The organism is Nitratireductor mangrovi, assembly GCF_007922615.2.
Classification (GTDB): Bacteria; Pseudomonadota; Alphaproteobacteria; order Rhizobiales; family Rhizobiaceae; genus Mangrovimarina; species Mangrovimarina mangrovi.
Genome location: NZ_CP042301.2, coordinates 1,017,245 through 1,043,654 on the forward strand (window position 1 = coordinate 1,017,245; position 26,410 = coordinate 1,043,654).

Here is a 26,410-nt window from a genome sequence, read left to right on the forward strand (position 1 = left end):
CGGTGCGGGCAGAGTAGCGTGCCGTCCCGCATCTGCAACCGGCGATCAGAACCGGTCGATCACCACGACCCCGGTCTCTTGAAACCGATCCATCGTCGTCAGCACCTGGATCGATTCCTCAAGGCTGATGCGTCGCCCGATCAGGCGTTCGGGCGCGAAACGCCCGGCGAGGATCATTGCCAGGATGTCATCGTAGCGATGCGCCTGAATGCCGTGGCTGCCGACGATCTCAAGCTCGTCCGCAATGACGCGCCCCATCGGCACCGCCGGCTGCGCGTGCTCACCGGCCATCAGCCCGACCTGTACGTGCCGCCCGCGTTTTCTCAGGCAGGCGATAGAGTTGAAGCAGGTTTGCGGATGACCGAGCGCGTCGAGCGACACATGCGCACCGCCGCCCGATGCCTCCCGAATGGCGGCGGCAACGTCGTCGGTCGCCGCCGCGTCGATCGCCACTGCCGCGCCCAGCGAACGGGCGAGGGCGAGCTTTTCGGCATCGATATCGACCGCGATGATCTGTGCGCCGAGGGCGGACCCGATCATGATCGCGGAGAGGCCGACACCGCCGCAGCCATGCACCGCCAGCCATTCGCCGGGCTTCGTCCGGCCCTGGTCGACGACGGCCCGGAACGACGTGACGAAACGGCAACCCAGCGAGGCAGCGGTGGCAAAGTCGATGTGGTCCGGCAGGCGGACCAGATTCAGGTCGGCGTGGTCGAGCCGTACAAACTCGGCAAACGAGCCCCAATGCGTGAAGCCCGGCTGGAACTGCCGGTCGCAAACCTGCTGGTTACCCGAAGCGCATTGAGGGCAGCTGCCGCAGCCGCCGACGAAGGGTACCGTGACCCGGTCGCCCTCGCGAAAACGCTTCACGTCGCGCCCGGTGGCGGCGACGACACCGGCGAGTTCATGCCCGGGAACGTGGGGCAGCGTGATATCAGGATCGTGGCCGACCCAGCCATGCCAGTCGCTGCGGCAGACGCCCGTCGCCATGACCTTGACCACCACGCCGTCGCGCTCGGGTTCGGGGTCGGGCACCGTGCGAATCTGCGGCGGCTGCGAGAAGGCTTCGTAGATGACGGCTTTCATGACCAGCTTCCGTTCGGAGCGAGCGACAGCTTATTTGGCTGCGGCGTCGGCGGTCCGTCAACCGGCCGACCTGCCGGCGCAGGACACGCACAGTGGCGATGTCGGATCGATGTCGAGCCGTTTCCAGTCGATGAAATCCCCGCATTCCAGACAGTAGCCGAACTCGCCCTCGTCCAGCCGCCGCAGGGCCCGGTTCAGGCGCGTGAGCCGCTGCTGGCGCCGCGTTTCGACGGCCTGCGCCATCGCCTGTACCTGGAGCGCGTCCATTCGCGAAAGCCGGCCCACGCTCTGCTGGTCGAGTTCCACCGGTGCGCGGTCGGCGGCCGTGTCGCGCGACTGCGCGGCGAGTTCGGCCAGTTCGTCCTCGATGCGCGGCCGGTAGCGCGCCGCCAGTTGCCTGTCGTCCGGTTCGGTGTCGTTCATGGCCGGAAACACATTGCCGCGAAGCGGCGGGCGGGGCAAATGTTCCGGCTTCCTGTCTTCCTGCGTGGCAGACGTCCAGTTGCGATCCCGGCGAGGGGGCGTTATGTGGCGCCAAGCCTTCGCGAGGGACTGACATGAGTGAAATCGTGACCGCGGCCATGATCGTCATCGGTGACGAAATCCTGTCCGGCCGTACCAAGGACCGCAATATCGGTCATCTCGCCGACATGCTGACCGCCGTCGGGATCGACCTGAAGGAGGTGCGCATCGTTGGGGACGAGCAGGACGCGATCGTGGAGGCGATCAATACGCTCAGGGCCCGCAACGACTATGTCTTTACCACCGGCGGCATCGGGCCGACCCATGACGACATCACCGCCGAGGCGGTTTCGAAGGCGTTCGGTCTGCCGTGCGAATATGACGACCGCGCCTATGCCATGCTGGAGCAGAACTACGCCGAGCGTGGCATCGCCTTCACCGAGGCGCGCAAGCGCATGGCGCGCATGCCGCGTGGCGCCGAGCACATCGACAACCCGGTCTCGATGGCGCCGGGGTTCCGCATCGGCAACGTTCATGTCATGGCCGGCGTGCCGTCGATCTTCCAGGCGATGCTCGACAATGTGATGCCGACGCTGAAGACAGGCACGAAACTGCTGTCGGCCACCGTCCATTGTCCGGTGGGCGAGGGCACGGTCGGCGATGCGCTGACCGCGATCCAGGTTGCCCACCCCGCGACCATCATCGGCTCCTATCCGAAATATCTCGACGGCAAGTTCTGGACCGAGCTGGTGATACGCGCGCGGTCGACGGAGGCGCTTGATGCCGCGCGCTCGGCTGTCGAGGAAATGGTGGCCGCGATAACGCACCCGCCCGGGCGCCTGTGAAATCGGTCCAACCTGATTTCGGTCAAAGCCGGAACGGAAAGGTGTAGAATAGGGTTCTTCCGACAAGCCTGCGGGCTGCAGACAACGGAGGTTCCCATGTCCTACAAGACGATCGTCGCGGTACTCCAGGACGAGGATGACGCCCGGCGCGTTCTTGACGTCGCTGTCGCCTTGGCGTCGCGGGCGCAGGCGCATCTGGTCGGCGTCCATGCCGAACCGTTGCCGGTTCCGGTCGCCTCGCCGATGGGCTTTCCCGATGCCGCCATGATGGGCGCCAGCGAGGATATGAGCCGCGAGCGGGCGCAAAAGCTCGAAAAGCTCTTCTCCGACCGCATGTCGCGCGAGGCCGTCGCTTCCGAATGGCGTTCCATGTTCAGCTTTTCCGGCGACAGCGCGCTTTCGGCGCTCGAAAGTGCCCGTTGCGGCGACATCGTCATCGCCGGGCAGGTCGATCCCGACAAGGGAGCGTCGGGTTCGCCCGATATCGAGACCCTGATCCAGGGCGCCGGCCGGCCGGTGCTCGTTGTCCCGTGGCGCGGCAAGGCCTCGACCGAGGCGAAACGAATCGTGCTTGCGTGGAACGGCTCGCGCCAGGCCGCGCGCGCCGCCTTCGACGCGCTCGATTTCATCCGTCAGGCGGAGCAGACGACGGTGCTGACCATCAATCCGGTCGAAAACCCGGGCGAGCAGGGTCCGCTTCCCGGCACCGAGATTGCTGCGACGCTGGCGCGCCAGGGCGCGAATGTCGTCGTCGACAGCCGCCGCTCGGGCGAGGCTTCGGTCGCCGAGACGATTGCGTCGGTGGTGGCGGAAAAGAATGCCGATCTTCTGGTGCTGGGCGCCTTCAGCCATTCCCGGCTGAAGGAGATGTTCTTCGGCGGCACCACCCGTTCGACGATCGAGAACCCGCCCTGCCTGACCTTGTTCGCGCGCTGAGACGGGGGCGCTACTCGACCGTCTTGCGGATCCATTCGGTGATCCGGTTAGCGACCGGTTCCGTGGTCGCCGGAGACAGCGCGTCGCCGGCAATCACATGGTTGGACGGGTCGCCGCTGTCCTCGACCTTCAACTCCTCATGCGCCGCGCCCCAGCGCGCCGCGATCGTATCGGTGATGTCGGCGCGAACGACAGCGTCCTTGTCCGAATAGATGAAGAGCGCCGGCGTCGTTGCCTTTTCCACCGGCGCCCCGGCCGCCATGTCGACGAACGCCGCCATCGGAAGCAGCGCCTCGGTCGGGTAACGGGTGGTCCACAGCCGTTCATGGGCCTCGTTGACCGGCTCGAAGCCACGTTCCGCGCCGACCAGCAGGCGGGCCAGTTGCAGGCCCCACGGGCCGGTCAGCAGGGTTGCGCCGCCCGCCTGGATGCCGAAATTGGGCGACACCAGCACCAGTCCGGCGACCTCGTCGTCAAAGGCGGGCCGCGTTGCGGCCCATGCTGCGATGGTGGCGCCGGTCGAGGTGGCGATGACCACGACCCTTTCGCCGAGCCGGTGTCCGATCGCCAGAGCCTCGGCATAGTCGTTGATCCAGGCATTCACGCTGCCGTCGGCCATGGCTGGCCCGCCGCGTCCGTGTCCGGCAAGGCGCGTGAAGAACAGATTGGCGCCAAGCGCTTCGGCGACGCGGTCGGGTACCGGACGGATTTCGCCCTTGCTGGCCGAAAAACCGTGCACATAGACGATTGCAAGCGGCGTGCGCGCCTTCGACGCCGGAAAGGCCCAGACGATCTCCTTTGCAAGTCCGTCCTTGATGTCGGGGAACTTCGCTTCGGATTCGGCGAGCCACGCCTCGACGTCGCTGCCCATGGCGGCCGGATCGAAGGTCAGTTCGGCATTGCGCGAAACGCGCGGGCCGAAAAACCATGCGGCGGCAAGCGCCACGGCGATGACCAGGATTGCGATCGCCATGCGGCGCATGAACTCCTCCGTCGGCTACCCGGACATTATGACCGTGACGAGCGATCGCGCAATCGCCGGTCAGGTGTTGACCGTTACTGGTGCAAATTGCGCCTGTGCCAGCCGGTGAACCGTTTGACGAGAGCGAAATAGGCGGGATAGGGCAGGATGTTGACAAGCTTGATGGCCCAGGTGAAGCGGCGCGGGAAGCTGATCTCGAAGCCGCCCGTTTCGAGCCCCGCGAGCATGCGCTTTGCGGCGGCCTCCGGCGTCATCAGGGCCGGCATGGCGAAGCGGTTTGTCTTCGTGAGCGGCGTGTCGACGAAACCTGGATTGAAAACCTGGATGCGGATGTTGAGGAGATCGAAGTCGAATTTCAGCGCGGCCGCCATGTTGTTGAGCGCCGCCTTGCTGGCGCCGTAGGCAGCGGCCCGAGGCAGTCCGCCATAGGCCGAGGCCGAGCCGATCACGGCGACGTGGCCGCGCCCATGAGCCTTCATGCGCTCGACGGCCGGCACCAGCCCGTGGACGACGCCGAACAGGTTGACCTGATAGGTCGCGATGAATTCCTCGGTCGACAGTGCCTCGCCGCGTGTCGGGAAATAGTCGCCGGCGTTGAAGATCGCCAGCGCGAGGGGACCGTGATCGCGCTCGATCTGCTCGACGCGACCCGCCATGGCGGCGCTGTCCGTGACGTCGGCCGGGCAGGGCAAGATGCGGCCCGCCAGCCCTTCGGCTTCGCGCGCCAGTTCGGTGAGCAGGGCCTCGCGCCGCGCTGTCGCGGCCACGACATAGCCCTTGCGCGCAAGTTCCAGGGCGAGCGCCCGGCCGATGCCGGTGCTGGCGCCGGTAACCCATGCCGGTCCGTCCTTGGGGCTGGCGCGGTAAAGCTTCATCGGCTCAGGCCTTTGCGAGGTCGCGACGATGTCGCACGAGCCTGCAGAGGCATGGATGACGGCGTCAGTCTCATCTGGCTGGTCCTCGCGGAGATGTTTGCGACCTGGGTCCGGCTCGCGGTTGAAAAGCTTTCATGAGCAACGGCCGGCCTCCGCAAAAGTTGCGGCTGCGGCATTTGTGCCATGGCGCGGAGTTCGCTGGCCCGAGGAAATTTTCACCGCTGGCCCCGCAACCGCGAAAAATCCCTTCTTGAAAGCCTCCCGGTGCCTCCTTAGACCTGAAAACAATCCTGGCCGCATGCCGGGCCGCATTTTCCGGCCCGCCGCGGCGCGAACAGACAAGGAAGCCATCATGTACCGATCGGTGATCGATGCCATCGGAAACACGCCGCTGATCAGGCTCAAGCGTGCCTCCGAGGAAACCGGCTGCGAGATCCTCGGCAAGGCCGAATTCATGAATCCGGGCCAGTCGGTCAAGGACCGGGCCGGGCTGTTCATCATCCGCGACGCCGAAAAGCGCGGTCTGCTGAGGCCGGGCGGGGTAATCGTCGAAGGAACGGCGGGCAATACCGGCATCGGCCTGACGGTCGTCGCCAAGGCGCTCGGCTACCGCACGGTCATCGTCATTCCGGAGACCCAGAGCCAGGAGAAGAAGGACGCCATCCGCGTGCTCGGCGCCGAGCTGATCGAGGTGCCCGCGGTTCCCTATCGCAACCCCAACAACTACGTGAAGCTTTCCGGAAGGCTGGCCGAGCAGATGGCCAGAAGCGAGCCCGATGGCGCCATCTGGGCCAACCAGTTCGACAATGTCGCCAATCGAGAAGGCCATGTCGGAACGACGGCGGTCGAGATTTGGGAGCAGACCGGCGGCAAGGTCGATGGCTTCGTTTCGGCGGTCGGCAGCGGCGGCACGCTTGCCGGCGTCGCCGAGGGCCTCAGGGCGAAAAGCAAGGACGTGAAGATCGCGCTCGCCGACCCGCTCGGCGCCGCGCTCCATTCCTTCTACACCGACGGCGTGCTGAAGGCGGAAGGCTCCTCGATCACCGAAGGCATCGGCCAGGGCCGCATCACCGCCAATCTGGAAGGGTTCGCGCCCGATTTTTCCTACCAGATTCCCGACGCCGAGGCGGTCGAGATCGTATTCGACCTGGTGCGCGAGGAAGGCCTGTGCATGGGCGGCTCGACCGGCATCAACATCGCCGGCGCGATCCGGCTGGCCAAGGAACTCGGTCCCGGCCACACCATCGTGACCATCCTTTGCGACTACGGTACCCGCTACCAGTCGAAGCTTTTCAATCCGGACTTCCTGCGCTCCAAGGACTTGCCTGTGCCGGAATGGATGGAAGCTAAGAGCGAGATCGCCGTGCCCTACGAGGAGGTCTCCTGATGGGCGTCACCGAAGCGCTGTTTCGTGAGGACGCCTACCTGTCGACTGCAGAGGGCAAAGTGACAGGCATCAATGACCGTGGCGGCATCCTGCTCGACCGGACCAATTTTTACGCCACCTCCGGCGGCCAGCCAGGCGATACGGGCTTTTTCGAACGCTCCGACGGCACGAAGATCGCTGTTGCCGGCACGATCACCGGCGAAACCAAGGAGGAGATCATCCATTTGCCGCTACCGGATGCCGTCAGGCCCGAGATCGGCGAGACGCTGGTGCTGCATGTCGACTGGGCCCGACGCTACAAGCTGATGCGCATGCATACGGCCTGCCATCTGCTGAGCGTCGTCTGCCCCTATCCGATCACCGGGGCGGCGGTCGGCGAGGACGAATCGCGGGTCGATTTCGACTTGCCCGACGCCGGTGTCACCAAGGAGGGCGTCACGGCGGACATGATGGCGCTGGTCGCCGCCAATCATCCCATCTTCACGCGGTGGATCACCGAGGACGAACTCGCTGCCAATCCGAACCTCGTGAAATCGAAGAATGTGCGCCCGCCTGCCGGAGCCGGCCGTATCCGCCTCGTCTGCATCGGCGAGGACGCCAGCGTGGACAGCCAGCCCTGCGGCGGCACTCACGTCTCGGAAACACAGGAAGTCGGCGAAATCCACATCGGCAAGATCGAGAAGAAGGGCCGCGAAAACCGCCGCTTCAGGATTCGCTTCGGAGCATTGCCGCCCGTCTGAGCCCGTCCGGGAAGAGAGCTTACGAAGTCTGCGGTTCGCCTTTGCTGCGCTCGCACTGGTGGCCGCCGCTTTCTTCGGAAGCCGGCGGCGGAGATTGGTCGGTCGCTGCGTAGGTGGGATTTGTCATCGGACCGAGAAGACCAAAGGCAAGAGCGGCAAGGATAATCGAGCGCATGGGGCACCTCCAATCGCGCTCCAGCATACGCTGCCCTGAGCCGGAGACAATGGCGATGCTGGCGCGGGCTCTGTGCTCCGCGGCTGCCTATGCCGCGCTGTCGGCGTCGATCCTGTATGTGCCCATGTCGAGATTGCCCGTCCACAGCCACATCGCCAGCAGCGGCGTCTGACCGGTTCGCATCGCATGCCGGTCCCAGGGCGCATGGTGCACGAGCGTGCCGGGCGACCTTTTCTCGAAGGCGCCGTCATTGCGCTGCCATTCTGCATCGCCCGACAGCACGAAGTAGAATTCCTCGGCTTCGTGGTCGTGGGGTGGATAAAAACGCTCCGGCGCCTGCAGATAGAGCCCGAAGCGGACCTGGTCCGAAAACGCCAACCCGTCCGGGCCGACAATCTCGACGAAGGCGTATCCGCCCTCGATCGACGCCGGGCGCGGCAGGGTGCCCGTCGACCAGACCAGCCGGGAGGCGCATTCGGCAAGGGTCAGCGCCAGGTCGCCAGCCGGCGCTGCCTCTATGGCTGTGCCAATCGACGCCACCGCCGGCGGCTGCGTCACGGCCGCGCGCACCGGAGCAAAGGCCAACGAGCGAAGATGCTCGGCGGCCGATACGCCGGCCGCGGCGTAGGCGGTCGCGGCCACCGACACGAAACGGGCCACCGCGCCCGCCAGCTGGATCTCGGGAATATCTGCAGTCTGTTCGATGGCGATCATGGCGGCGTTCCTGTCATCGCGGGCCTTCCGCTCCAGTACGGCCACGCCTTCCCTCATGGCAGCAAAAATGCGACAGGGAACAACCGTGTTTCGGACACGTTGCAGGCGTTGCAGGAGAGCAAATGACCGACCATCCCTCCTTCTTCGTATCGACCGAGTGGCTCGCGGAGCATCTCGACGATCCCGGTCTCTCGGTGGTCGACGCCTCCTGGTATCTGCCGGCGCAGGGCCGCGACGCACGCGCCGAATATGACGCCGGCCACATTCCGCGCGCCGTCTTTTTCGATCAGGATCTGGTGGTCGATCCCGATTCCGACCTGCCGCATGCGCTGCCGTCGCCGCGCGTCTTTGCCACCTTCGCCGCCTCGATGGGAATCTCGGAAGACGACACCATCATCGTCTATGACGGTCCGGGCCTGTTCTCCTCCGCCCGCGTCTGGTGGATGTTCCGGGTGATGGGTGCGAAGAAGGTCTTCATTCTCGAGGGCGGCATCGATCGCTGGAAGGCCGAAGGGCGCTTCGTTACCGACAAGCCGACCAAGATTGCTTCCTGTGTTTTCGAAACCGATTTTCAGGCGAGCCGCGTGGCCGGGCTCGACGACATGCGTGCGATCGTGGATCGGCAAACGGCCCAGATCGCCGACGCCCGCCCGGCCGGACGCTTCGAGGGAACCGACCCCGAACCGCGCGCGGGCATGCGCTCCGGGCACATGCCGGGGGCGCGCAGCGTGCCGGCCATGGCCCTGTCACGCAATGGCGCGCTGTTGCCGCCCGACGAATTGCAGAAGATGTTCGCTGATGCCGGCGTCGACCTTTCAGGCCCTGTGGTGACCTCCTGCGGTTCCGGGGTGACCGCCGCGATCATCACCCTGGCGCTCGAAACCCTCGGCCATACCGACAACCGGCTTTATGACGGCTCCTGGACCGAATGGGGTGGCCGCGCCGACACGCCGGTCGAGACCGGTCCGGCGAAGCCGGCGAGATGACGAGGCGCAAGGCGAAGCTCAAGGCTCGCGTCACCCATCTCGAAATGACGGCGTTGCCCGCTCACCGCGTGCCGATGCCCTTTGGTCCGCGTCTCGCGGTGATGCGGGCCGAAAACATGCCGGTCCACTTCTACCGTTACCTCTACGAGCAGGTCGGCAAGCCGCATCACTGGACGATGCGGCGCAGGATCGCCGACAAGGCGCTGGCGGCGGCCATTCACGCCGGCTCGACCGAAATCGAGGTGCTTTACGTCGATGGCGTGCCGGCCGGGTTCTTCGAACTGGACCTTGCCCGGATGCCGGACGAGGCGGAGATCCTCTATTTCGGCCTCGTGCCGGATTTTCACGGGCGCGGTCTGGCGCGCTTCTTCCTTTCCGCCGCGATCTTCGCCGCGTGGGCGCACGAGCCGGAAAAGGTGACGATCCACACCAACACGCTCGACAGCCCGCGGGCCCTGCAACTCTACCAGAAGATGGGTTTCGCGCCGGTTTCCTGGTCGGAGGAGGAGGTCGAGCCCTGGACCTGACGCTTCGTTGTCTCAGGAGCGCTTCAATGGTCCGAAGAAGCCGACGATCTTTTCGATCCGGTTACCGTCCTCGCTGAGCCAGGCGATGTCGATCCCTTCCGGCAGCGTGGTACCGTCGGCGAGCGCGGCATGCCAGTGGAAACGCACCATGCCGTGATGGCCCTCGACCGTGCTCGTGCGCAGGATGCGCGCGCCCGGCCGTTTCGCCTGCACCGTCCCGATATGGGCGACCAGTTCGTCCACGCCCCGCGCGTGAACGGTCGGGTCGGTGTAGGTCGCGTCTTCCGCCCACACGGCGTCCAGCATCGCCCGGCGGCGCGCCGCGTCGGTCTCGTTCCAGACGGCACAATAGCGGTCGATCAGTTCGGCGAGGTTCATGGCGGGCCTGTCGGAACGAGGACGGAAGCCGGAGACTAGCAGCCGACACCGCCGCGGTGAATGCGCCGGCGGCGCTGTCCTGACTTGTCCTGAAACGGGTGTCGCGGCGCGGGCCAATGCGCGCAGTATCGCCCGCCAACAGAAAATGGAGAACGATGATGGGACTGATCAGGTTCGTCGCGATGCCGACCGAGACGGCGCGCGCCTTTCAGCGCGGCGCAACTGACGCCTATGGTCTGCTACCCGAAAGGAAGGTCTGCACCGACGACGGCTTCCAGTGCCGTCATTGCCTGCGTCATATCAAGGTTGGCAGCGCGTGCCTGACGCTTTCCTACCGGCCGTTTCCGGAACTGCAGCCTTATGCCGAGACCGGGCCCATCCTTTTGTGCGCCGAGGAATGCGAACGCGCTGTCGAGACCGATGTCATGCCCGAAATCTACCGCGCCGGCACCGAATGGCTGCTGCGCGGCTACGGCCATGACGACCGCATCGTCTACGGGACCGGCGCGGTGACGCCCAAGCAGCACATCTGCACCCGCGCGCACGAATTGCTGCAACGCGAGGATGTTGCCTATCTCCACCTGCGCTCGGCAAAAAACAACTGCTATCAGTGCCGGATCGAGCGGGCCTGAAGGGCCCGCCGCGCGGGCTCGCCTGCCGGATTGAAGGCGCGCAGCATGATTGCCTCGCCTTTTCGCCACGTTTTTTCGTAAACTGGTTGATGGGCAAACGAGTTGAAATCAACACGTGGGGTGGATCATGCGTATTCTTTCCGCATGCCTGGCAGCCATTCTTGCTATTGCCGGGATGGCGACGACGGCCTGGGCCGACAAGCGAGTGGCCCTGGTGATCGGCAACGGCGCCTATGAAGGCACCGGCCAGCTTGTCAACACGATCAACGACGCCGAGGCCATCGCCGAGGCCCTCAAGGGCCTCGATTTCGAGGTCATGCTCGCCACAAATGTCGACCGGCGCGGCGTGATCACGGCGATCGACGAATTCAGCCGTACCCTCGATGGCGCCGACGTCGCCTTCCTGTTCTACGCCGGTCACGGCATGCAGATCGGAGGTCAGAATTTCCTCCTGCCCGTCGATGTCGACGTGTCGAGCGAGCGCGCGCTACGCTACTCGGCGATCGACATTGGCGAAGTCGTCGCCGACATGGAGGCGTCGGCGCGCGTCGCCCTGATCGTGCTCGATGCCTGCCGTGACAATCCCTATGTCGACATCATCGCCCGCAGCGTGCGCGAGGATCGCGCCGCGCGGCCGCTGCAGGGCCTGACGGTGATGGAGCTTTCCGGCCGTGGCGCCATCGTTGCCTATGCTGCCGCGGCAGGCGAGGTGGCGAGCGACGGCACCGGCGACCATTCACCCTACACAACGGCTCTGCTGGAGGAAATCGCCGAGCCGGGCGTTGAGGTCGGCCTGATGTTCCGGCGTGCGGCCGGGCGCGTGCTTGACGCCACCGGCGGGCAGCAGCGGCCGGAGCTTCTGGTCCGTCTGGTCGACGAGGTCTATCTGAAGCCGGCGCCGGCGATCGAGGTCGCCATCGCCGCCGATGAAGCGGCAGCCGCGATCAAGGATGCCGCGGCTGCGACGCGCGCGGGAACCGACGAGCCTGCGGTGCAGGCGCCTGAAACGGACGCCGAGGAGGAAACGCAGGTCGCCGCCGCGGAGACTGGGGACGATTCCAGCGTCGTGCGGTCGGCACGCACGGAGCGGTTCTTCGGGTCGAAAGTGATTCACAAGCCGGCCTGGGCCGAGGCCGTCAAGGCACCGGTTGATCCGGCCTTCCGGCGCGCCGAGCGGCGCCCGCTCAGCGAGCGGGACGGCAATGACAGCTATGGCAGCGCCCAGAACGTTCCGCTCGGCGGTCAGGTCGAAAGCCGCATCACGCCGCGCGGAGACAAGGACTGGTATCGTATCGAGGTTCCGATTGCCGGCCTCCTGCGGCTGACCACCGGCAAGGCGCCGGACAATATCGACCTCTATGCGCGGGTGTGGACCGCCGACGTTGCCGTCGTGCAGGACTGGCAAGGCGCCGCGCGCGAGGGCGGCGCCCTGGACGCCGCGTTCTCGCTGCCCGGTCCCGGTGGCTACTGGGTCGAGGTTGCCGACGGCAACAACAACAACGAAAGCAGCGAGACCTTTGCGCTCTCGTTCGACTTCGTGCCTTCCAACGATCCGCTCGAGCCCAACGACACGATCGGGACGGCGCGGCCGATCCCGCTGCCGGCGGCCTTCAACCCATCGATCTTTCCACGCGGCGACCGCGACTGGTACCGAATCTGGATTGGCGAGCCGGGCCTCCTGAAGTTGTTCGCGGAAAAGGTGCCGGACGATCTCGACATCTACATGCGGCTCTGGAACCTCGACGGGGACGTAGTCAGGGATTGGCAGGGCCCCGCGCGGGAAGGCGGAGACACCGTCTTCGAGGCCGAACTGGCATTGCCGGGCGTCTACGTCATCGAGATGGCCGATGGCAACAACAACGCTGCCAGCTCCGACACGTTCGCCTTCACGGCCGAGTTCGTGCCGGTGCGCGACGAGACCGAGCCGAACGAGACCTTCGGCGAAGCAGCCCACTTGCCGCCCAGCGGCAAACACCGGCTGGCGATCTTTCCGCGCCGCGATCGCGACTGGCTGTCGCTCGATGTCGATCACCCCGGAGAGCTTGCCATGCTGGCGACCGGCTCGCCGGAGGAACTCGATATCTACATGCGGGTCTGGAACGCCAACAAGGACGTCATCCAGGACTGGATCGCGCCGCTGCGCAAGGGCGGCGACAACCAGGGCATTGCCGACCTGCCGCGGCCTGGGCGCTACTTCATCGAGATCGCCGACGGCAATTCCGATGCCTCCAGCGCCGAGTTATTCGAATACGAGCTGACATTCACGCCGCAGCCGGACCAATACGAACCCAACGACAGCCCGGCCGAGGCCGCCCCGCTTACGCCGGGTGGAGAAATTCTGTTCAACATCCTGCCCCGGCGAGACAATGACTGGTTCCGCATCGACGCGCCGTCACAAGGAGAGCTGTTCGTCACCATCGACGAGGGCCCGGAGAATCTCGACCTTCACTACCGGGTCTGGAACGCCAATCGCGACGTCATTCGCGACTGGGTCGCGCCATACCGCAAGGGCGGCCTGACCGAGGGCTTCGCCGACCTTCCGGAAGCCGGTACCTACTATCTGCAGGTGTCGGACGGCAACAATGACGAACGCTCGATCGAGCATGCCACGCTGAAGACCGTGTTCACCGCCACGGGCGATCGCGCCGAACCGAATGACAGCTTCGGGACCGCGACACCGGCCATGCTCGGCAAGCCCTTCCTGGCCACGATGCTGCCCCTGCGCGACGTCGACTGGTACGCCGCCGAGGCGCCCAGGGCGGGAGAGTTCTCCGTCCTGATCGATGAGGTCGATGAGGAGCTCGACATGTATGTGCGTCTCTGGGACGGCGAGGGTCAGGCGAGCGGCTGGGTCGGGCCGCCGCGCAAGGGCGGCGTGACCGACGCGCGCTTTCCGGTGAAAGGACCCGGCCTCTACCGCTTCGAGATCAGGGACGGCAACAACGATGCCCGGTCTCCGAAGCCGTTCCGGGTCGCAATCGACTTCGAATAGACGGAGTGTGACAAAGAAGGCCCGCAGGCTTGCGCCCGCGGGCCAGCGGGGAGGAACTTTTGCCGCCGCCTATGCCGCCGCGGCGAGCACCGCCTGCGGTTCGGCCATCTCGTAGCCGAGCGCCTCGGCGACCGCGCGATTGGTGATGCGGCCCTTGTGAACGTTGAGGCCGTTCCTGAGGTGCGGGTCGTCGGCAAGCGCCCGCAGGCCCTTGTCGGCAAGCTGCAGGCCGTGGTGCAGGGTTGCGTTGTTGAGCGCGTACGCCGAGGTGACGGGCACGGCGCCCGGCATGTTGGCGACGCAATAGTGGATGATGCCGTCGACCTCGTAGGTCGGCTCGGCATGGGTCGTCGGCTTCGAGGTCTCGAAGCAGCCGCCCTGGTCGATGGCGACGTCGACGAGCACGGCGCCCGGCTTCATGCCGGACAGCATCTCGCGGCTGACGAGCTTCGGCGCCGCGGCGCCCGGGATCAGCACCGCGCCGACCACGACGTCGGCCGAGAAGCATTCTTCCTCCAATGCCTCGACGGTCGAGTAGCGGGTGTGGATGCGGCCGTTGAAGATGTCGTCGAGCTGGCGCAGGCGCGGGATCGAGCGGTCGATGATGGTGACGTCGGCGCCGAGGCCGACCGCCATCTTGGCCGCCTGCAGGCCGACGACGCCACCGCCGATGATCGCGACCTTGCCCGGCAGCACGCCCGGCACGCCGCCGAGCAGCACGCCGCGGCCGCCATTGGCCTTCTGCAGCGCCGTCGCGCCGGCCTGGATCGCCAGCCGGCCGGCGACTTCCGACATCGGAGCCAGCAGCGGCAGGCCGCCGCGGTCGTCGGTCACCGTCTCGTAGGCGATTGCCGTCACGCCGGAATCGACGAGGCCCTTGGTCTGGGCCGGGTCCGGCGCGAGATGCAGATAGGTGTAGAGGATCTGGCCTTCCGACAGCTGTACCCATTCGCCGGGCTGCGGTTCCTTCACCTTCACGACCATGTCGGACTTGGCGAAGACCTCCTCGGCCGTCTTGGCGATGCGCGCGCCGGCGGCGCGGTAGGCGTTGTCGTCAGCGCCGATGCCGGCGCCAGCGCCGGTCTCGACCAGCACGTCGTGGCCATGGGCGACATATTCGCGGACCGAGCCCGGCGTCAGGCCGACCCGGTATTCGTGATTCTTGATTTCCTTGGGGCAACCGACGCGCATCCAGAAACCTCCTCGCGATGTGCAATCGTGTTCAACTACCGCCAATTAGATCACAAACGGCATCGAACGTGCTTGCGAAGTGGGGTGCCTCTGGGTCAATAAATCGTGGTTTCTTGTCCATTTTGGCCAGATTGCGCAAAATTACGCATCGCCTTGTGGCGAGGCGCGGAGATTTGTAGCGGTATCGGAAGCAAGGATAGTGCTGGCCATACGATCCGGCGGGCGGGCAGGTGCCGCCCGCCGGAGGCTTGTCATTTCTGCTTGAGCTTGCAGGCGCCGCGGGAGAAGCTGCCCTTGGCGCGCTGGCACATGCGGCGCGTCACCTGTGCGTCGGCAGACGGGCCGGGATTAGCGGTCAGGCTGCCGCCGCAATTGACGCAGGCGTCTCCGGCGGCGTTGCACGAGCAGTCCTGAGCCTTGCACAGGTCGCAGAACAGGCTTGCCTGATCGCCGGATGTCGTGGACATGGTCTGCGCCATGGCGATGCCCGTGCCAAGGGCAAACGCGAAGGCGGCGGCAAGGATGACGAGTCTTCTCATGGTTCCCTCCATGGAAGCGGTCCCTCCAATGCCATGTTAGCGCCGCAATGTGGTCATGATCGGGCGGGGCAGGAGCGGCAGCAAGGAAACGCTTGCCGTTGCAGTCGCGCTTGTTTAGTCCCTCCCCGACGTCGACGCAGGCAGGACAATTTGATGAACGGTTTGGACAGGATCGATATCGCCATTCTCGACGCGCTGCAGAAGGATGGCCGCATCTCCAATGCCGCGCTGGCCGAAAAGGTCGGACTGTCGCAGTCGGCGTGCTCGCGTCGCCTCGACGGCCTCGAAAAGTCGGGCGTCATCCATGGCTACCACGCCAAGCTGTCCAACGCCTCGCTTGGCTACAAGATGACGGCGATCGTGCACATTTCGCTGTCGGGCCAGTTCGAGAAGTCGCTGGCGGAGTTCGAGGCGGCCATCAAGCGGTGTCCGAACGTGCTGTCGTGTCATCTGATGTCGGGCGAGTACGACTACGTGGTGAGGATCGCCGCGCGCGACCTCGAAGATTACGAACGCATCCACAAGGAATGGCTTACCGCGATGCCGCACGTCATCAAGATCAACTCGTCCTTTGCCTTGCGCGAGGTGATCGACCGCACGGCGCTCGGGATCAGGCCCGACCACGCCTGAGGATCAGTCGTCGGGCTTCGGCTTGCGCCGCGGCCGGGAAGGCGGGGCGGGCTTCTTCATGATGATCTCGCGGTGCGGGTAGGGGATGGCGATGCCGTTCTCGTCGAACGCGTCCCAAAGGGCCAGAAGCACCTTGCCGCGCACGTTCGTCAGGCCCTGCTGCGGGTCGCGGATCCAGAAGCGCAGCACGAAGTCGAGCGAGGATTCGCCGAAGCCGGTCATCCAGCACACCGGCCTGCGGTCGGCCTCCACGCGGCCGACGGTCACCGCGGCGGCGATCGCCAGTTCGCTCACCTTGTGCGGATTGGCGTCGTAGGAGACCCCGAACTCAACGTCGAGCCGCACCAGTTCGTCGCTGAACGACCAGTTGATCACCCGCTGGGTGATGAAGTCCTCGTTGGGGATCAGATATTCGCGGCCGTCGCGGGTCACCACCGAGACGAAGCGGGCGCGCAGCTCCCTGATCCAGCCGAACGTGTCGCCGAGCGAGATCGTGTCGCCCGGCTTGATCGACTTGTCGAGCAGGATGATGATCCCCGAGATGAAGTTGGAGACGACCTTTTGCAGGCCGAAGCCGAGGCCGACGCCGACCGCTCCAGAGAACACGGTGAGGGCTGTGAGGTCGACGCCGACGGCCGACAGCGCGACCACGCCGGCCAGGAGCACCAGGCCGATCTTGGCGATCTTGCCGATCAGCACACGGATCGAGGGCGTCAGTTCGCTCGATCCCTGCACCCGGCGGTCGATGAAGTTGCCGATGGTGTTTGCGAACCAGATCGCCACCGTCAAGAGCAGCGCCGCCTTCAGCACGGTCAGTGCGGTGAGCCGAATCTCGCCGATCGGCAGCGCGATGCTTTCGAGCAGCGCCGCAGCACGTGCGTCGAGGCCGAGGATCACCAGCGCCGCATAGAGCCACAGCAGCCACGCGACGGTGCGCGACACGATGCGGTTGCGGATGACGCGCGAGGCGATCGAGACCAGTACCCAGACGACGGCAAGCGACAGGGCGATCGAGATCAGCCATGTCCTGCTTGGCCACGTCACCGCGCGCAGGATGGTCAGCGCGAAGAACAGCAGCAGGACGAAGACGATCCAGTCGGTGCGGCGGATGGTGGCGACGACGACGCGCAGCAGGCCAGGCTGACCCTTGATATGGCGCGCCTGGCCCTCGAGCCGCGCCTCGGCGGGGCGGCCGGCCAGCTTGGCGAGACCGAACAGCGCCGCGATGATGACGATCTGGTAGAGCAGCCACGGGTCTGAGGCATAATCGAGGGCCGCGGCGACAAACTCGGCCACCGCTGCCGCGATCTGTTGAAACGTGTCCTGCATCGGCATCCCTGGCCGGACCTGTCATTGCCGCGACCGCGGCGCCGCCGGCACGCCGCGGAAGGGACAGGCTAGCGCCCGCGGCCCGTATCGGCAAACGGCACCGGACAAGATTTATCGCGCAGCAAAAATATTTCACGGAAAGCTAAAATTCGATCGAACCGGTAAGGTTTTTTGTTTCCCGCCGCACCTAGTTTCGCGCCTCGAGAGAGGACTTTCGCGGAACGGATCATGCCTTCGGTCTGGAAAATGGCGGCTCGGCCGGCGCGGTCGCTTGAGCGGAGCTTCACGCGCCTGCTCGGCCTGAGGCCGATGACGGCCGGGCAGCGAACGCTGTTCAAGATCGACCAGGTCGAGGCGCTCAACAAGCTGCGGTTGGTTGCCCTGGTGGCGATCTTTCTCGGCGCCCTGATCGTCTTCAAGACGCTCGCGGCCGCGGGCCACGAAGCGTCGGCGACGGCCTGGTTCGCGGTCGTCCTGGCGATGGTCGTCGTCGACATTCTCAGCGGCCCCGGGCTCGCCATGCAGCGGCCGTCGCGCGAAGAGGTCCGGGCGCAGTACTGGCGCAGTGTCGCAGCCTATTTCGCCTTCGGCCTGCTCTGGGGTGCCTTGCCACTCCTTTTCTATCAGGAGGCCTCCGAAGACGTCCGCCGCGTCATCCTGGTCGCCATCACCGCCTATCTGGCATCGTCGGCCTTTTTCCTGGCGGCATTGCCGTTGGCGTTCATTGCCTTTTCGACGCCGATCGTCGTGTTTTTCGCGGCGACCCTGATCCGTTCCGGCGTCGCCGCCCATGCGTTCGAATTGCAGTTGCTTTGTATCTACGTGCTGGCCTTCCCGATCGCGCTGCGCCAATACGCGGTTTCCTTCGCCGAGCGCTCCCTGGCCCTTGCCAAGGTCGGTGAGCAGAAGCAGCTCATCTCGCTTCTTCTCAACGATTTCGAAGCAAATTCAAGCGATTGGCTGTGGCAATGCGACTCGCGTCTGAGGTTGTTGCGGGTGTCCGACCACTTTGCCCAACGCTTCGGCATGGCCCTCGGGGAACTCGACGGCCGCAGGTTCGATCACCTGCTGGCCGACCTCAAGTCGCCCGCGCCCTGTCCCGGCGACCGACGCGAGGACGTGCTGGTGCATCTGCAGCGCGGCGAACCGTTCCGGGACTGCCCGATCCTGCTCGTCATCGATGGCGAGGAGCATTGGTGGTCGATGACCGGTACCCCGACCTACGATCGCGCCGGCAGGTTTGACGGCTTCCGCGGCATGGGCCGCGACATCGGCTCCGAAAAGGCCCGCGAACGCGAGCTTGAATATCTCGCCCACCACGACACGCTGACCGGCGTCGGCAACCGGGCCCGTTTCAACCACGAGCTGGCGCGGGCGCGGGGCCTCACCGAAGCGGGCGGCCGCCGCTTCGCTCTGGTGCTGTTCGACCTCGACGACTTCAAGGCCATCAACGACACGGCCGGCCACTCGGTCGGGGACCAGGTGCTGCGCACCACCAGCCGGCGCATTGCCGGGTTTCTTCCGCGCGACTCCTTCCTCAGCCGCATCGGCGGCGACGAGTTCGCGGCCATCATCGAGATCAAGGAGGATTTCGATCCCGCCCGCTTGCGCGACATCGTCGGCAAGGTCGTGCATGAAGTGGCGCGGCCGCTGGCGCTGCAATCCGGCAGCTACAAGGTCGGCGTCAGCGCCGGCATCGCCATCATGCCCGACGATGGCCAGGAGCCGGAACAGCTGATGCAGCTGGCCGATATCGCGCTTTATTGCGCCAAGGCCGGCGGCAAGGATCAGGTGAAACTGGCCAGCAGCGAGGACGGCGCCGCCTTCGCGCTGCGCAAGCAGCTCGAGCTCGACCTCTGGAACGCGGTCGAGAAGGAGGAGATGTTCCTGGAATACCAGCCGGTTGCCTCGGCCCGCACAGGCGAACCGTTTCTGTTCGAAGCGCTCGTGCGCTGGCGGCATCCGCGGCTGGGGGTGATTCCGCCGGCTGATTTCATCGACCTGGCCGAGCAGTCGGGCAGCATCGTCGGCATCGGCGGATGGGCGCTGGCGGCAGCCTGCCGGGAGGCGGCGGGCTGGCCGGCCGAGCTGCGCATTGCTGTCAACATCTCGCCGCGCCAGCTCGAGGCCGGGGATTTTCCGGCCTGGGTCGCGGCGGTGCTGGAGGAGACCGGCCTGGCGCCCGGCCGCCTCGAGGTGGAGATCACCGAAAGCGCCTATCGCGGCGGTCTGGAGCCGGTTGCGGCCGTCGTCGCCGACTTGCACACGCTTGGCGTCACCGTCGCCATGGACGATTTCGGCACCGGCTACTCCAGCCTTTCCTCCTTGCAGCGTATCCCTTTCGACAAGCTCAAGATCGACCAGTCGCTGGTGGTGCGCGGCCATGGCGACAAGCGCGCGGTGAGCGTCCTGCGATCCATCGTCACGATTGGCCGGGCGCTCGGCATGCACGTCACCGCCGAGGGCGTGGAGACGGCCGAGCATGAAGCCTTCCTGCGCGGCATCGGTGTCGACAGCCTGCAGGGCTTCTACTTCGGTCCGCCGCTTTCGGCGAAGCAGGCGATGGGGCTGATCAAGGAGCGCTTCGGCCGGAACGACCGTGACCGTGCCAGCAGCGTCGCCTGAGCCCACTGAGCCGGCGAAATAATTTCGTCCCGGGGTGGGGCAAAGCCTTGCGCGGCCGCGCAATCGGACAGAAACTCGACCCCTCATGAGGGTTGGTGCGACCGCCGTTCCCCGGACCGGTCATCCAACCGTCATCGAAATCTGTGCATGGGACACGCGCGCCCGAGCCGTCGTGCCGGCCGCGGCGACCCGTTCCAGGAATTCAGGGAGACCGACCATGACCGAAATGCTTCACCCGATTTCCCGTCGCTCGTTCCTTTCCGGAGCGGCCGCGCTGGGTTCTCTCGTCATGCTGCATCCCTTCGCGGCCCGCGCCCAGGCCAATCAGGCGCATCTGCGGATCATGGAGACGACGGATCTGCACGTTCACGTCTTCCCGTACGATTATTACGGCGACCGGCCCAACGACACGATGGGCCTGGCGCGCACCGCATCCATCATCGACCAGATCCGCGCCGAAGCCGGCAACTCGATGCTGATCGACAATGGCGACTTCCTGCAGGGCAATCCCATGGGCGACTACATCGCCTATGAGCGCGGCATGAAGGATGGCGACATGCATCCCATCATCTCGGCCATGAACACGCTCGGCTACGACTGCTCCACGCTCGGCAACCACGAGTTCAATTACGGCCTCGACTTCATGTTCAAGGTGCTCGACGGGGCCAACTTCCCCTTCGTGTGCGCCAACCTGACCAAGGGCCAGCTTGCCGCCAGCGCGCGCGACGACGACCTCTTCATCAAGCCTTACGTCATCCTCGACAAGACCGTGAAGGACGGTGCCGGCAACGAGCATCCGATCAAGGTCGGCCTGATCGGCTTCGTGCCGCCGCAGATCATGACCTGGGACGGACGCCATCTGGCCGGCAAGGCGATGACCCGCGACATCGTCAAGGCGGCCGAGGCCTGGGTGCCGCAGATGAAGGAGGAGGGCGCCGACGTCATCATTGCGCTGTCCCACTCCGGCATGGGCGAGGCCGGCTATGTCGAGAATGCCGAGAACGCCTCGATCGCCCTTGCCGGCGTCGACGGTATCGACGCCATCGTCACCGGTCACAGCCATCTCGACTTCCCGGGTCCGAAGTTCGACGGCATGGCCGGCGTCGACAACGCCGCCGGCACGGTGGCCGGCAAGCCCGGGGTGATGGGCGGCTTCTGGGGCTCGCATCTCGGCCTGATCGACCTGATGCTGGAGCGCGACGGCAACGACTGGAAGATCACCGCCTCGACCTCCGAGGCGCGGCCGATCTTCAAGCGAGTCGACCGCAAGAGCGAACCGCTGGTGGAAAGCAAGCCGGAGGTCGAGGACGCGGTGCGGGACGTGCACGAGGCGACGCTGAAATATGTCCGCACCGCCGTCGGCAAGACCTCGGCTCCGCTGCATTCCTATTTCGCGCTGGTCGCCGACGACCCGTCGGTGCAGATCGTTTCGCAGGCGCAGACCTGGTATATCACCGACATGCTGAGCGAGACCGAGCACAAGGGGTTGCCGGTCCTGTCGGCGGCAGCACCCTTCAAGGCCGGCGGTCGCGGCGGCCCCGATTACTATACCGACGTGCCCGCAGGGGACGTGGCGATCAAGAACGTCGCCGACCTCTACCTCTACCCGAACACGGTACAGGCGGTGGTCATCACCGGCGCCCAGGTCAAGGACTGGCTGGAAATGTCGGCCGGCATCTTCAACCAGGTCGAGCCCGGCAAGGCCGACCAGCCGCTGATCAACGGCGAGTTCCCATCCTACAATTTCGACGTCATCGACGGGGTCACCTACAAGATCGATCTGTCGCAGCCGCCGAAATACGATCCCAAGGGCAATCTCATCAATGAGGGCGCCAACCGGATCGTCGACCTGATGTTCGACGGCAAGCCGATCGATCCGGCCCAGAAGTTCGTCGTCGCGTCGAACAATTACCGTGCCGGCGGCGGCGGCAACTTCCCCGAAATCGGCCCCGACAAGGTCGTTTTCCAGGCGCCGGATACCAACCGTGACGTCATCGTGCGCTACATCGTCGAGCAGGGCACGATCAACCCGTCGGCCGACGCGAACTGGTCGTTTGCTCCGGTCGAAGGCGCCACGGTGATCTTCGAGACCGGGCCGAAGGCGAAGGAGTTCATCGCCGACGTCAAGGGCGTTGCGATCGAGCCGGCGGGCGAGGGTTCCGAAGGTTTCGCCAAATACCGCATCACGCTCTAGCCGGAGCGGGAACACTCCCGGAGAGGGGTCGGCGCATGATGCGCCGACCCTTCTTCTTTTCCGCTGTCAGCCCGCGGCGGCTTGCAAGGTCGACGGCGCCGGCTGGTGCGCCGCTGCCGACGCGCTGGCGAAGATACGTCCGATGCCGATCACGATCGGCTGGCCACTGGCGAGTGCCGCCACATCGCCCTCGAGGTTCGCCAGTGTGGACAACGTCACCTGTTGGTCAGGTCGGCCCAACGACGCCCCTATCGCGCACGGTGTGGCCATAGGCATCCCGCGCGCGATCAGTCTGGCAACGAGTTCGCCCGCGGTTCGCGCGCCCATATAGACGATGGTGGTCGCGGCCGGATGGGCAATCGCCGCAAGATCGATATCGTCGGGCAGGCCGCCATTCTTCGAGTGACCGGTGACGAAGCGCACCGAGCGTGCCGCGTCGCGATGGGTCAGCGAGACCCCGAGCGTCGCGGCAAGGGCTGCGCCGGCCGAGATGCCGGGCACCACGTCGTAGCCGATACGCTCCTGTTCCAGAACGGCGATCTCTTCGCCGGCGCGTCCGAAAATCATCGGGTCGCCCGACTTCAGCCGCACCACGCGCCGGCCCGCTCTGGCGAGCTTGACCATCATGTCGTTGATCTCGTGCTGCCGGCAACTCGGCCGGCCGGCGCGCTTCCCGACCAGGATGCGTTTGGCCTCGCGGCGGGCGAGTTCCAGCACCTCGTCCGACACCAGATCGTCGAACAGGATCACGTCGGCGGCCTGCAGCGCGCGCACCGCCTTGAGCGTCAGGTGTTCGGCATCGCCGGGGCCGGCGCCGACGAAGCTCACATGGCCGGTTGCGGCCGAACCGCCCGATCGCGCGATCAGATGCCGGAGTGTCGCGGCGTCGTCTTGTGCCGGCGGCTCACCGAAGGCGTTGTCCACCAGCGTTTCCCAGAAGGCGCGGCGACCCGGACCGGGGGCGCGCAGCGTGTTGACCCTGTCGCGCATCCGCCGTGCGAAGCTGGCCCATGCCGCCAGCGAGGCCGGCAGCAGTGTTTCGATGCGGCGGCGCACGGCCTGGCCCAGCACCGGGGCGGCGCCTGCGGTGGAAATGCCGACGACGACGGGCGAGCGGTTGACGATCGAGCCGAACTGAAAACCGCAATGCTGCGGCCGGTCGATCACGTTCCAGGGCACCCCCGCGCCACGCGCCGCCGCCGCGAAGGCCCGGGCCTCCTCATCGCTTTCAGCGTCGGCGACGGCCATGGCGGCGCCGGCAAGCGGCCGCGACCGCCAGTCGGCATCGGCATGCCGCATGGCATCGCCGTGCTCCGCCAGCAGGCGCCGCATCTCCTTGCCGAGCGCGCTTTCGCGGGCGACGATTTCGACGCTGGCGCCTGCCGCGACGAGCAGTTCGGCCTTCCATGCGGCGGCGTCGGAGCCGCCAGCGACGATGGCCGTCTTGCCGGTCAGGTCGAAAAAGACCGGCAGCACTGCCAGCGGCGCGACCCGTGGCGGGGCCGCCTCACTCGGCCGCCTGAAGACGGTTTTCATCAACGATCTCCCTGATCTCGGCGCGGCAAGAGCCGCAATTGGTTCCCGCCTGCAAGGCCTTGCCGATCGCCGCGACGCTCATCGCGCCGGCGGCGGCGGCGGCCGCGATCTGGCTTTCGCCGATGGCAAAGCAGGAGCAGACGATGCGGCCGATGTCCGGCTGGGGCACCGGCGGCCGGCCCGACAGCAAGGCGCGCCGCTCGATATCGGAAAGCGGTTCGCCGGCCGCCAGCAGCGACAGAAGCCAGGCGGCCTCCGGCAGTTGCCGGGGAGCGGCCACGAGCACGGCCTCGGCGAGGACACCGTCGCGATCGAGCGCCGCGGCCCGGAACGTCCCGCTCTTGCGGTCGGTATATTCGATGAGCCGGTTGCGATCGGCGGCGTCGACAAGGCCGCGGGCCAGCAGCACGCCCTGGTCGGGCGTCTCGCCACCGGTGAGGCGGTAGGCCCAGCCACCGTCGACGGTCGCGCGGCTCCAGTGAACGAGCCCGGTCGGGCGCAGGTCGCGCCGGGTGATGAGCAGGCCCTCCCAGCCGATCGTCTCGGGGACGATCCTGACCGGGACATGCTTCAGCTCCGGCTGCCCTGAATGCGGGTCCGTGGCCGGATTGGAGACCAGCCCGGCGGCGGCGCGCGCGGCGAAGCGGCCGCTCCAGTGCATCGGCAGAAATGCCTCGCCGGGCCGCTGGGTCCGCGTCACCCGAACCTTTGCACGAACATTGCCGAAGCGGCTGTCGACCGAAACCAGCGCATCGTCCGTGACGCCGATGGCAGCCGCGTCGGCCGGCGCGAGGTCGACGACCGGCTCGGGCGCGTTGGCCATCAGGAGCGGCACCAGCCCGGTGCGGGTCATGGTGTGCCACTGGTCGCGCAATCGTCCGGTGTTGAGGACCAGCGGCCTGGTCGGCTCGGCGGGCAGGGCAGGGCCTTCCTGGCGCACCGCGACGAAGCGCGCCTTGCCGCCCGCGGTCGGGAAGCGGCCGTCGCCCAGAACCCGTTCGCCGCCCGACTTGCCTTCCCTCGCCGGCCAGTGGAAGGGCTGCAGGTCGTCGTAGCCGGCGTCACCCGTCTCCTTCAGGGCGCCGAGATCGAACAGGCGGCCGCCGTCGTTCTCGAACGCGGACAACGCCGCGTGCTCGCGGAAGATTTCCGCCGGGCTTGCATAGGCAAAGGCATCGGCAAAACCCATGCGGCGCGCGACCTCGGTAATGATCCACCAGTCCGGCCTGGATTCACCCGGCAAGGGCAGGAAGCGGCGCTGGCGCGAGATGCGGCGCTCCGAATTGGTGACGGTGCCGTCCTTCTCGCCCCAGGCGGCCGCCGGCAGCAAGACGTCGGCGAAGGCGGTGGTGTCGGTGCGGACGACGTCGGCAACGGCAACGAAATCGCATCTCCTGAGCGCCTCGCGTACCCGTCGGGCGTTGGGCATCGAGACGGCGGGGTTGGTGCCCATGACCAAGAGCGCCTTGACCTGGCCGTCGGAGATCGCCTCGAACATGTCGACCGCCTTGAGGCCGGCGGAACGGACCATCGAGGGTGCCCGCCAGAAACGCGCCACGCTGTCGGCCGCGGCCGGATCGTCGAAGCCGATATGGGCGGCAAGCTGGTTGGCGAGGCCGCCGACCTCGCGCCCGCCCATCGCGTTCGGCTGGCCGGTCACCGAAAAGGGCGAGGCGCCCGGCTTGCCGACCCGCCCGGTGGCAAGGTGGCAGTTGAGGATGGCGTTCACCTTGTCGGTGCCGTGCGCCGACTGGTTGACCCCCTGGCTGTAGACGGTAACGGTCCTTTGCGTCGTGGCGAACCACGCATAGAAGCGCTCGATGTCGCCGGTCGCGAGGTCGCAGATTTCGGCGACGCGTTCGAGCGCCGGCGCGTCGGCTGCAGCCAGAGCCGCGGCGGCATCGAAGCCGGTTGTGTGTGTTGCGACATAGTCGGCGTCGACCGCTCCGGTGCGGACGAGATGGGCCAGGAGCCCGTTGAAGAGCTGGACGTCGGTTCCGGGCCGCAGGGCGAGGTGCAGGTCGCACTCCGCGCTGGTCGCGGTGCCGCGCGGGTCGATCACCACGATACGGGTTCCGCTCCGGTCGCGGGCCGCGCGCATGCGCTGATGAAGGATGGGATGGCACCAGGCCGTATTGGAGCCGACCAGCACGATCAGGTCGGCCAGATCGAAATCCTCGTAGACGCCGGGCACCAGGTCTTCGCCGAAGGCGCGCTTGTGGCCGGCAACCGAGGAGGCCATGCAAAGCCGCGAATTGGTGTCGATGTTGGCGGAGCCGATGAAGCCCTTCATCAGCTTGTTGGCGACATAATAGTCCTCGGTCAGCAATTGGCCGGAGACGTAAAAGGCGACGGCGTCCGGTCCGTGCTCGGCGATGGTGCGCGAAAAAGTGTTGGCGACCTTGTCGAGCGCGTCCTCCCAAGTGGCTGGTTTTCGGCCGATTTCCGGTGTCAGGACGCGCTGTCCGAGGCCCAGCGTTTCGGCGAGCGCGGCGCCCTTGGAACAGAGCTTGCCGGCGTTGGCCGGATGCTCGGGGTCGCCGCGAACGGACACGCTGCCATCCGCGGCGACCCCGGCCAGCACGCCGCATCCCACCCCGCAATAAGGGCAAGTGGTCCTCACCTCGCGCGCCTGTCCGTCCGACATGG

General features: G+C 66.3%; 22 protein-coding genes. 11 read left to right on the top strand and 11 right to left on the bottom strand.

Going from position 1 to position 26,410, the window contains the following annotated elements:
• Positions 1-45: 45 nt before the first annotated feature.
• Complete coding sequence (locus tag FQ775_RS04975; protein WP_146298324.1) at positions 46-1,086, bottom strand: zinc-dependent alcohol dehydrogenase family protein; 1,041 nt, start codon at positions 1,084-1,086, stop codon at positions 46-48.
• Positions 1,087-1,143: 57 nt separating this feature from the next.
• The gene (locus tag FQ775_RS04980) at positions 1,144-1,509 is read right to left on the bottom strand and encodes a TraR/DksA family transcriptional regulator (protein WP_146298325.1); all 366 of its coding nucleotides are present in this window, start codon (positions 1,507-1,509) and stop codon (positions 1,144-1,146) included.
• A gap of 134 nt (positions 1,510-1,643) precedes the next feature.
• Between FQ775_RS04980 and FQ775_RS04985 the strand changes: the two genes are divergently transcribed.
• Positions 1,644-2,393, top strand: a complete 750-nt coding sequence (locus tag FQ775_RS04985; RefSeq protein WP_146298326.1) for a competence/damage-inducible protein A — start codon at positions 1,644-1,646, stop codon at positions 2,391-2,393.
• A gap of 96 nt (positions 2,394-2,489) precedes the next feature.
• Positions 2,490-3,329, top strand: a complete 840-nt coding sequence (locus FQ775_RS04990) for a universal stress protein (protein ID WP_146298327.1) — start codon at positions 2,490-2,492, stop codon at positions 3,327-3,329.
• Between the two features lie 10 nt (positions 3,330-3,339).
• Here FQ775_RS04990 and FQ775_RS04995 read toward each other — a convergent pair whose 3' ends face one another.
• Positions 3,340-4,311, bottom strand: a complete 972-nt coding sequence (locus tag FQ775_RS04995) for an alpha/beta hydrolase (RefSeq protein WP_146298328.1) — start codon at positions 4,309-4,311, stop codon at positions 3,340-3,342.
• 74 nt (positions 4,312-4,385) lie between these two features.
• Positions 4,386-5,186, bottom strand: a complete 801-nt coding sequence (locus FQ775_RS05000; RefSeq protein WP_146298329.1) for an SDR family NAD(P)-dependent oxidoreductase — start codon at positions 5,184-5,186, stop codon at positions 4,386-4,388.
• A gap of 352 nt (positions 5,187-5,538) precedes the next feature.
• On the opposite strand from FQ775_RS05000, the gene FQ775_RS05005 reads away from it, so the two are divergent.
• Entirely contained in the window at positions 5,539-6,573 is a 1,035-nt protein-coding gene (locus tag FQ775_RS05005) for a cysteine synthase A (protein ID WP_146298330.1), read from the top strand.
• A complete protein-coding gene (locus tag FQ775_RS05010) occupies positions 6,573-7,313 on the top strand; it encodes an alanyl-tRNA editing protein (RefSeq protein ID WP_432420047.1) in 741 nt (246 codons plus the stop codon). Before FQ775_RS05005 ends, FQ775_RS05010 begins: the two co-directional genes overlap by 1 nt.
• 262 nt (positions 7,314-7,575) lie before the next feature.
• Here FQ775_RS05010 and FQ775_RS05015 read toward each other — a convergent pair whose 3' ends face one another.
• A complete protein-coding gene (locus FQ775_RS05015) occupies positions 7,576-8,202 on the bottom strand; it encodes a dimethylsulfonioproprionate lyase family protein (RefSeq protein ID WP_167812763.1) in 627 nt (208 codons plus the stop codon).
• Between the two features lie 122 nt (positions 8,203-8,324).
• Here FQ775_RS05015 and sseA point away from each other — a divergent pair, with 122 nt between their 5' ends.
• Together sseA and FQ775_RS05025 are read left to right on the top strand one after the other, a co-directional pair.
• Entirely contained in the window at positions 8,325-9,188 is an 864-nt protein-coding gene (gene sseA, locus FQ775_RS05020) for a 3-mercaptopyruvate sulfurtransferase (protein WP_146298333.1), read from the top strand.
• A complete protein-coding gene (locus FQ775_RS05025; protein WP_146298334.1) occupies positions 9,185-9,715 on the top strand; it encodes a GNAT family N-acetyltransferase in 531 nt (176 codons plus the stop codon). The genes sseA and FQ775_RS05025 overlap by 4 nt, the downstream gene beginning before the upstream one ends.
• A 12-nt stretch (positions 9,716-9,727) precedes the next feature.
• Here the strand turns inward: FQ775_RS05025 and FQ775_RS05030 are convergent, their stop codons facing one another.
• Positions 9,728-10,093, bottom strand: a complete 366-nt coding sequence (locus tag FQ775_RS05030) for a nuclear transport factor 2 family protein (protein ID WP_146298335.1) — start codon at positions 10,091-10,093, stop codon at positions 9,728-9,730.
• A 158-nt stretch (positions 10,094-10,251) separates the two neighbouring features.
• Between FQ775_RS05030 and FQ775_RS05035 the strand changes: the two genes are divergently transcribed.
• Together FQ775_RS05035 and FQ775_RS05040 are read left to right on the top strand one after the other, a co-directional pair.
• Positions 10,252-10,725: a DUF1203 domain-containing protein gene (locus FQ775_RS05035; protein WP_146298336.1), complete on the top strand. Its 474-nt coding sequence runs from the start codon at positions 10,252-10,254 to the stop codon at positions 10,723-10,725.
• Positions 10,726-10,852: 127 nt separating this feature from the next.
• A complete protein-coding gene (locus FQ775_RS05040) occupies positions 10,853-13,717 on the top strand; it encodes a caspase family protein (RefSeq protein ID WP_146298337.1) in 2,865 nt (954 codons plus the stop codon).
• A 69-nt stretch (positions 13,718-13,786) separates the two neighbouring features.
• On the opposite strand, the gene ald is transcribed toward FQ775_RS05040, so the two are convergent.
• Entirely contained in the window at positions 13,787-14,908 is a 1,122-nt protein-coding gene (ald, locus tag FQ775_RS05045) for an alanine dehydrogenase (protein ID WP_146298338.1), read from the bottom strand.
• Positions 14,909-15,159: 251 nt separating this feature from the next.
• Complete coding sequence (locus FQ775_RS05050) at positions 15,160-15,447, bottom strand: hypothetical protein (RefSeq protein WP_146298339.1); 288 nt, start codon at positions 15,445-15,447, stop codon at positions 15,160-15,162.
• Between the two features lie 153 nt (positions 15,448-15,600).
• Here FQ775_RS05050 and FQ775_RS05055 point away from each other — a divergent pair, with 153 nt between their 5' ends.
• Complete coding sequence (locus tag FQ775_RS05055; RefSeq protein WP_146298340.1) at positions 15,601-16,077, top strand: Lrp/AsnC family transcriptional regulator; 477 nt, start codon at positions 15,601-15,603, stop codon at positions 16,075-16,077.
• Positions 16,078-16,080: 3 nt separating this feature from the next.
• Here FQ775_RS05055 and FQ775_RS05060 read toward each other — a convergent pair whose 3' ends face one another.
• Entirely contained in the window at positions 16,081-17,406 is a 1,326-nt protein-coding gene (locus tag FQ775_RS05060) for a mechanosensitive ion channel family protein (protein WP_146298341.1), read from the bottom strand.
• 228 nt (positions 17,407-17,634) lie between these two features.
• On the opposite strand from FQ775_RS05060, the gene FQ775_RS05065 reads away from it, so the two are divergent.
• Together FQ775_RS05065 and FQ775_RS05070 are read left to right on the top strand one after the other, a co-directional pair.
• Entirely contained in the window at positions 17,635-20,031 is a 2,397-nt protein-coding gene (locus FQ775_RS05065; protein ID WP_146298342.1) for a putative bifunctional diguanylate cyclase/phosphodiesterase, read from the top strand.
• Between the two features lie 217 nt (positions 20,032-20,248).
• On the top strand, positions 20,249-22,225 hold the full coding sequence (locus FQ775_RS05070) for a bifunctional 2',3'-cyclic-nucleotide 2'-phosphodiesterase/3'-nucleotidase (protein WP_146298343.1): 1,977 nt from the start codon (positions 20,249-20,251) through the stop codon (positions 22,223-22,225).
• A gap of 66 nt (positions 22,226-22,291) precedes the next feature.
• Here FQ775_RS05070 and cysG read toward each other — a convergent pair whose 3' ends face one another.
• Entirely contained in the window at positions 22,292-23,761 is a 1,470-nt protein-coding gene (gene cysG / locus FQ775_RS05075) for a siroheme synthase CysG (protein ID WP_146298344.1), read from the bottom strand.
• Entirely contained in the window at positions 23,733-26,408 is a 2,676-nt protein-coding gene (locus FQ775_RS05080) for a nitrate reductase (protein ID WP_146298345.1), read from the bottom strand. The genes cysG and FQ775_RS05080 overlap by 29 nt, the downstream gene beginning before the upstream one ends.
• Between the last annotated feature and the right edge of the window lie 2 nt (positions 26,409-26,410).

Bases quoted from the DNA above. Each gene is read 5' to 3' on its own strand.
- FQ775_RS05000 (WP_146298329.1), bottom strand. From the start codon at position 5,186: ATGAAGCTTTACCGCGCCAGCCCCAAGGACGGACCGGCATGGGTTACC.
- FQ775_RS05025 (WP_146298334.1), top strand. From the start codon at position 9,185: ATGACGAGGCGCAAGGCGAAGCTCAAGGCTCGCGTCACCCATCTCGAA.
- FQ775_RS05070 (WP_146298343.1), top strand. From the start codon at position 20,249: ATGACCGAAATGCTTCACCCGATTTCCCGTCGCTCGTTCCTTTCCGGA.
- cysG (WP_146298344.1), bottom strand. From the start codon at position 23,761: ATGAAAACCGTCTTCAGGCGGCCGAGTGAGGCGGCCCCGCCACGGGTC.
- FQ775_RS05035 (WP_146298336.1), top strand. From the start codon at position 10,252: ATGGGACTGATCAGGTTCGTCGCGATGCCGACCGAGACGGCGCGCGCC.
- FQ775_RS04990 (WP_146298327.1), top strand. From the start codon at position 2,490: ATGTCCTACAAGACGATCGTCGCGGTACTCCAGGACGAGGATGACGCC.
- FQ775_RS04975 (WP_146298324.1), bottom strand. From the start codon at position 1,086: ATGAAAGCCGTCATCTACGAAGCCTTCTCGCAGCCGCCGCAGATTCGC.
- FQ775_RS05080 (WP_146298345.1), bottom strand. From the start codon at position 26,408: ATGTCGGACGGACAGGCGCGCGAGGTGAGGACCACTTGCCCTTATTGC.
- FQ775_RS04995 (WP_146298328.1), bottom strand. From the start codon at position 4,311: ATGCGCCGCATGGCGATCGCAATCCTGGTCATCGCCGTGGCGCTTGCC.
- FQ775_RS05010 (WP_432420047.1), top strand. From the start codon at position 6,573: ATGGGCGTCACCGAAGCGCTGTTTCGTGAGGACGCCTACCTGTCGACT.
- FQ775_RS05055 (WP_146298340.1), top strand. From the start codon at position 15,601: ATGAACGGTTTGGACAGGATCGATATCGCCATTCTCGACGCGCTGCAG.
- FQ775_RS04985 (WP_146298326.1), top strand. From the start codon at position 1,644: ATGAGTGAAATCGTGACCGCGGCCATGATCGTCATCGGTGACGAAATC.
- ald (WP_146298338.1), bottom strand. From the start codon at position 14,908: ATGCGCGTCGGTTGCCCCAAGGAAATCAAGAATCACGAATACCGGGTC.
- FQ775_RS05050 (WP_146298339.1), bottom strand. From the start codon at position 15,447: ATGAGAAGACTCGTCATCCTTGCCGCCGCCTTCGCGTTTGCCCTTGGC.
- FQ775_RS05030 (WP_146298335.1), bottom strand. From the start codon at position 10,093: ATGAACCTCGCCGAACTGATCGACCGCTATTGTGCCGTCTGGAACGAG.
- FQ775_RS05015 (WP_167812763.1), bottom strand. From the start codon at position 8,202: ATGATCGCCATCGAACAGACTGCAGATATTCCCGAGATCCAGCTGGCG.
- FQ775_RS05005 (WP_146298330.1), top strand. From the start codon at position 5,539: ATGTACCGATCGGTGATCGATGCCATCGGAAACACGCCGCTGATCAGG.
- FQ775_RS05040 (WP_146298337.1), top strand. From the start codon at position 10,853: ATGCGTATTCTTTCCGCATGCCTGGCAGCCATTCTTGCTATTGCCGGG.
- FQ775_RS05060 (WP_146298341.1), bottom strand. From the start codon at position 17,406: ATGCAGGACACGTTTCAACAGATCGCGGCAGCGGTGGCCGAGTTTGTC.
- FQ775_RS04980 (WP_146298325.1), bottom strand. From the start codon at position 1,509: ATGAACGACACCGAACCGGACGACAGGCAACTGGCGGCGCGCTACCGG.
- sseA (WP_146298333.1), top strand. From the start codon at position 8,325: ATGACCGACCATCCCTCCTTCTTCGTATCGACCGAGTGGCTCGCGGAG.
- FQ775_RS05065 (WP_146298342.1), top strand. From the start codon at position 17,635: ATGCCTTCGGTCTGGAAAATGGCGGCTCGGCCGGCGCGGTCGCTTGAG.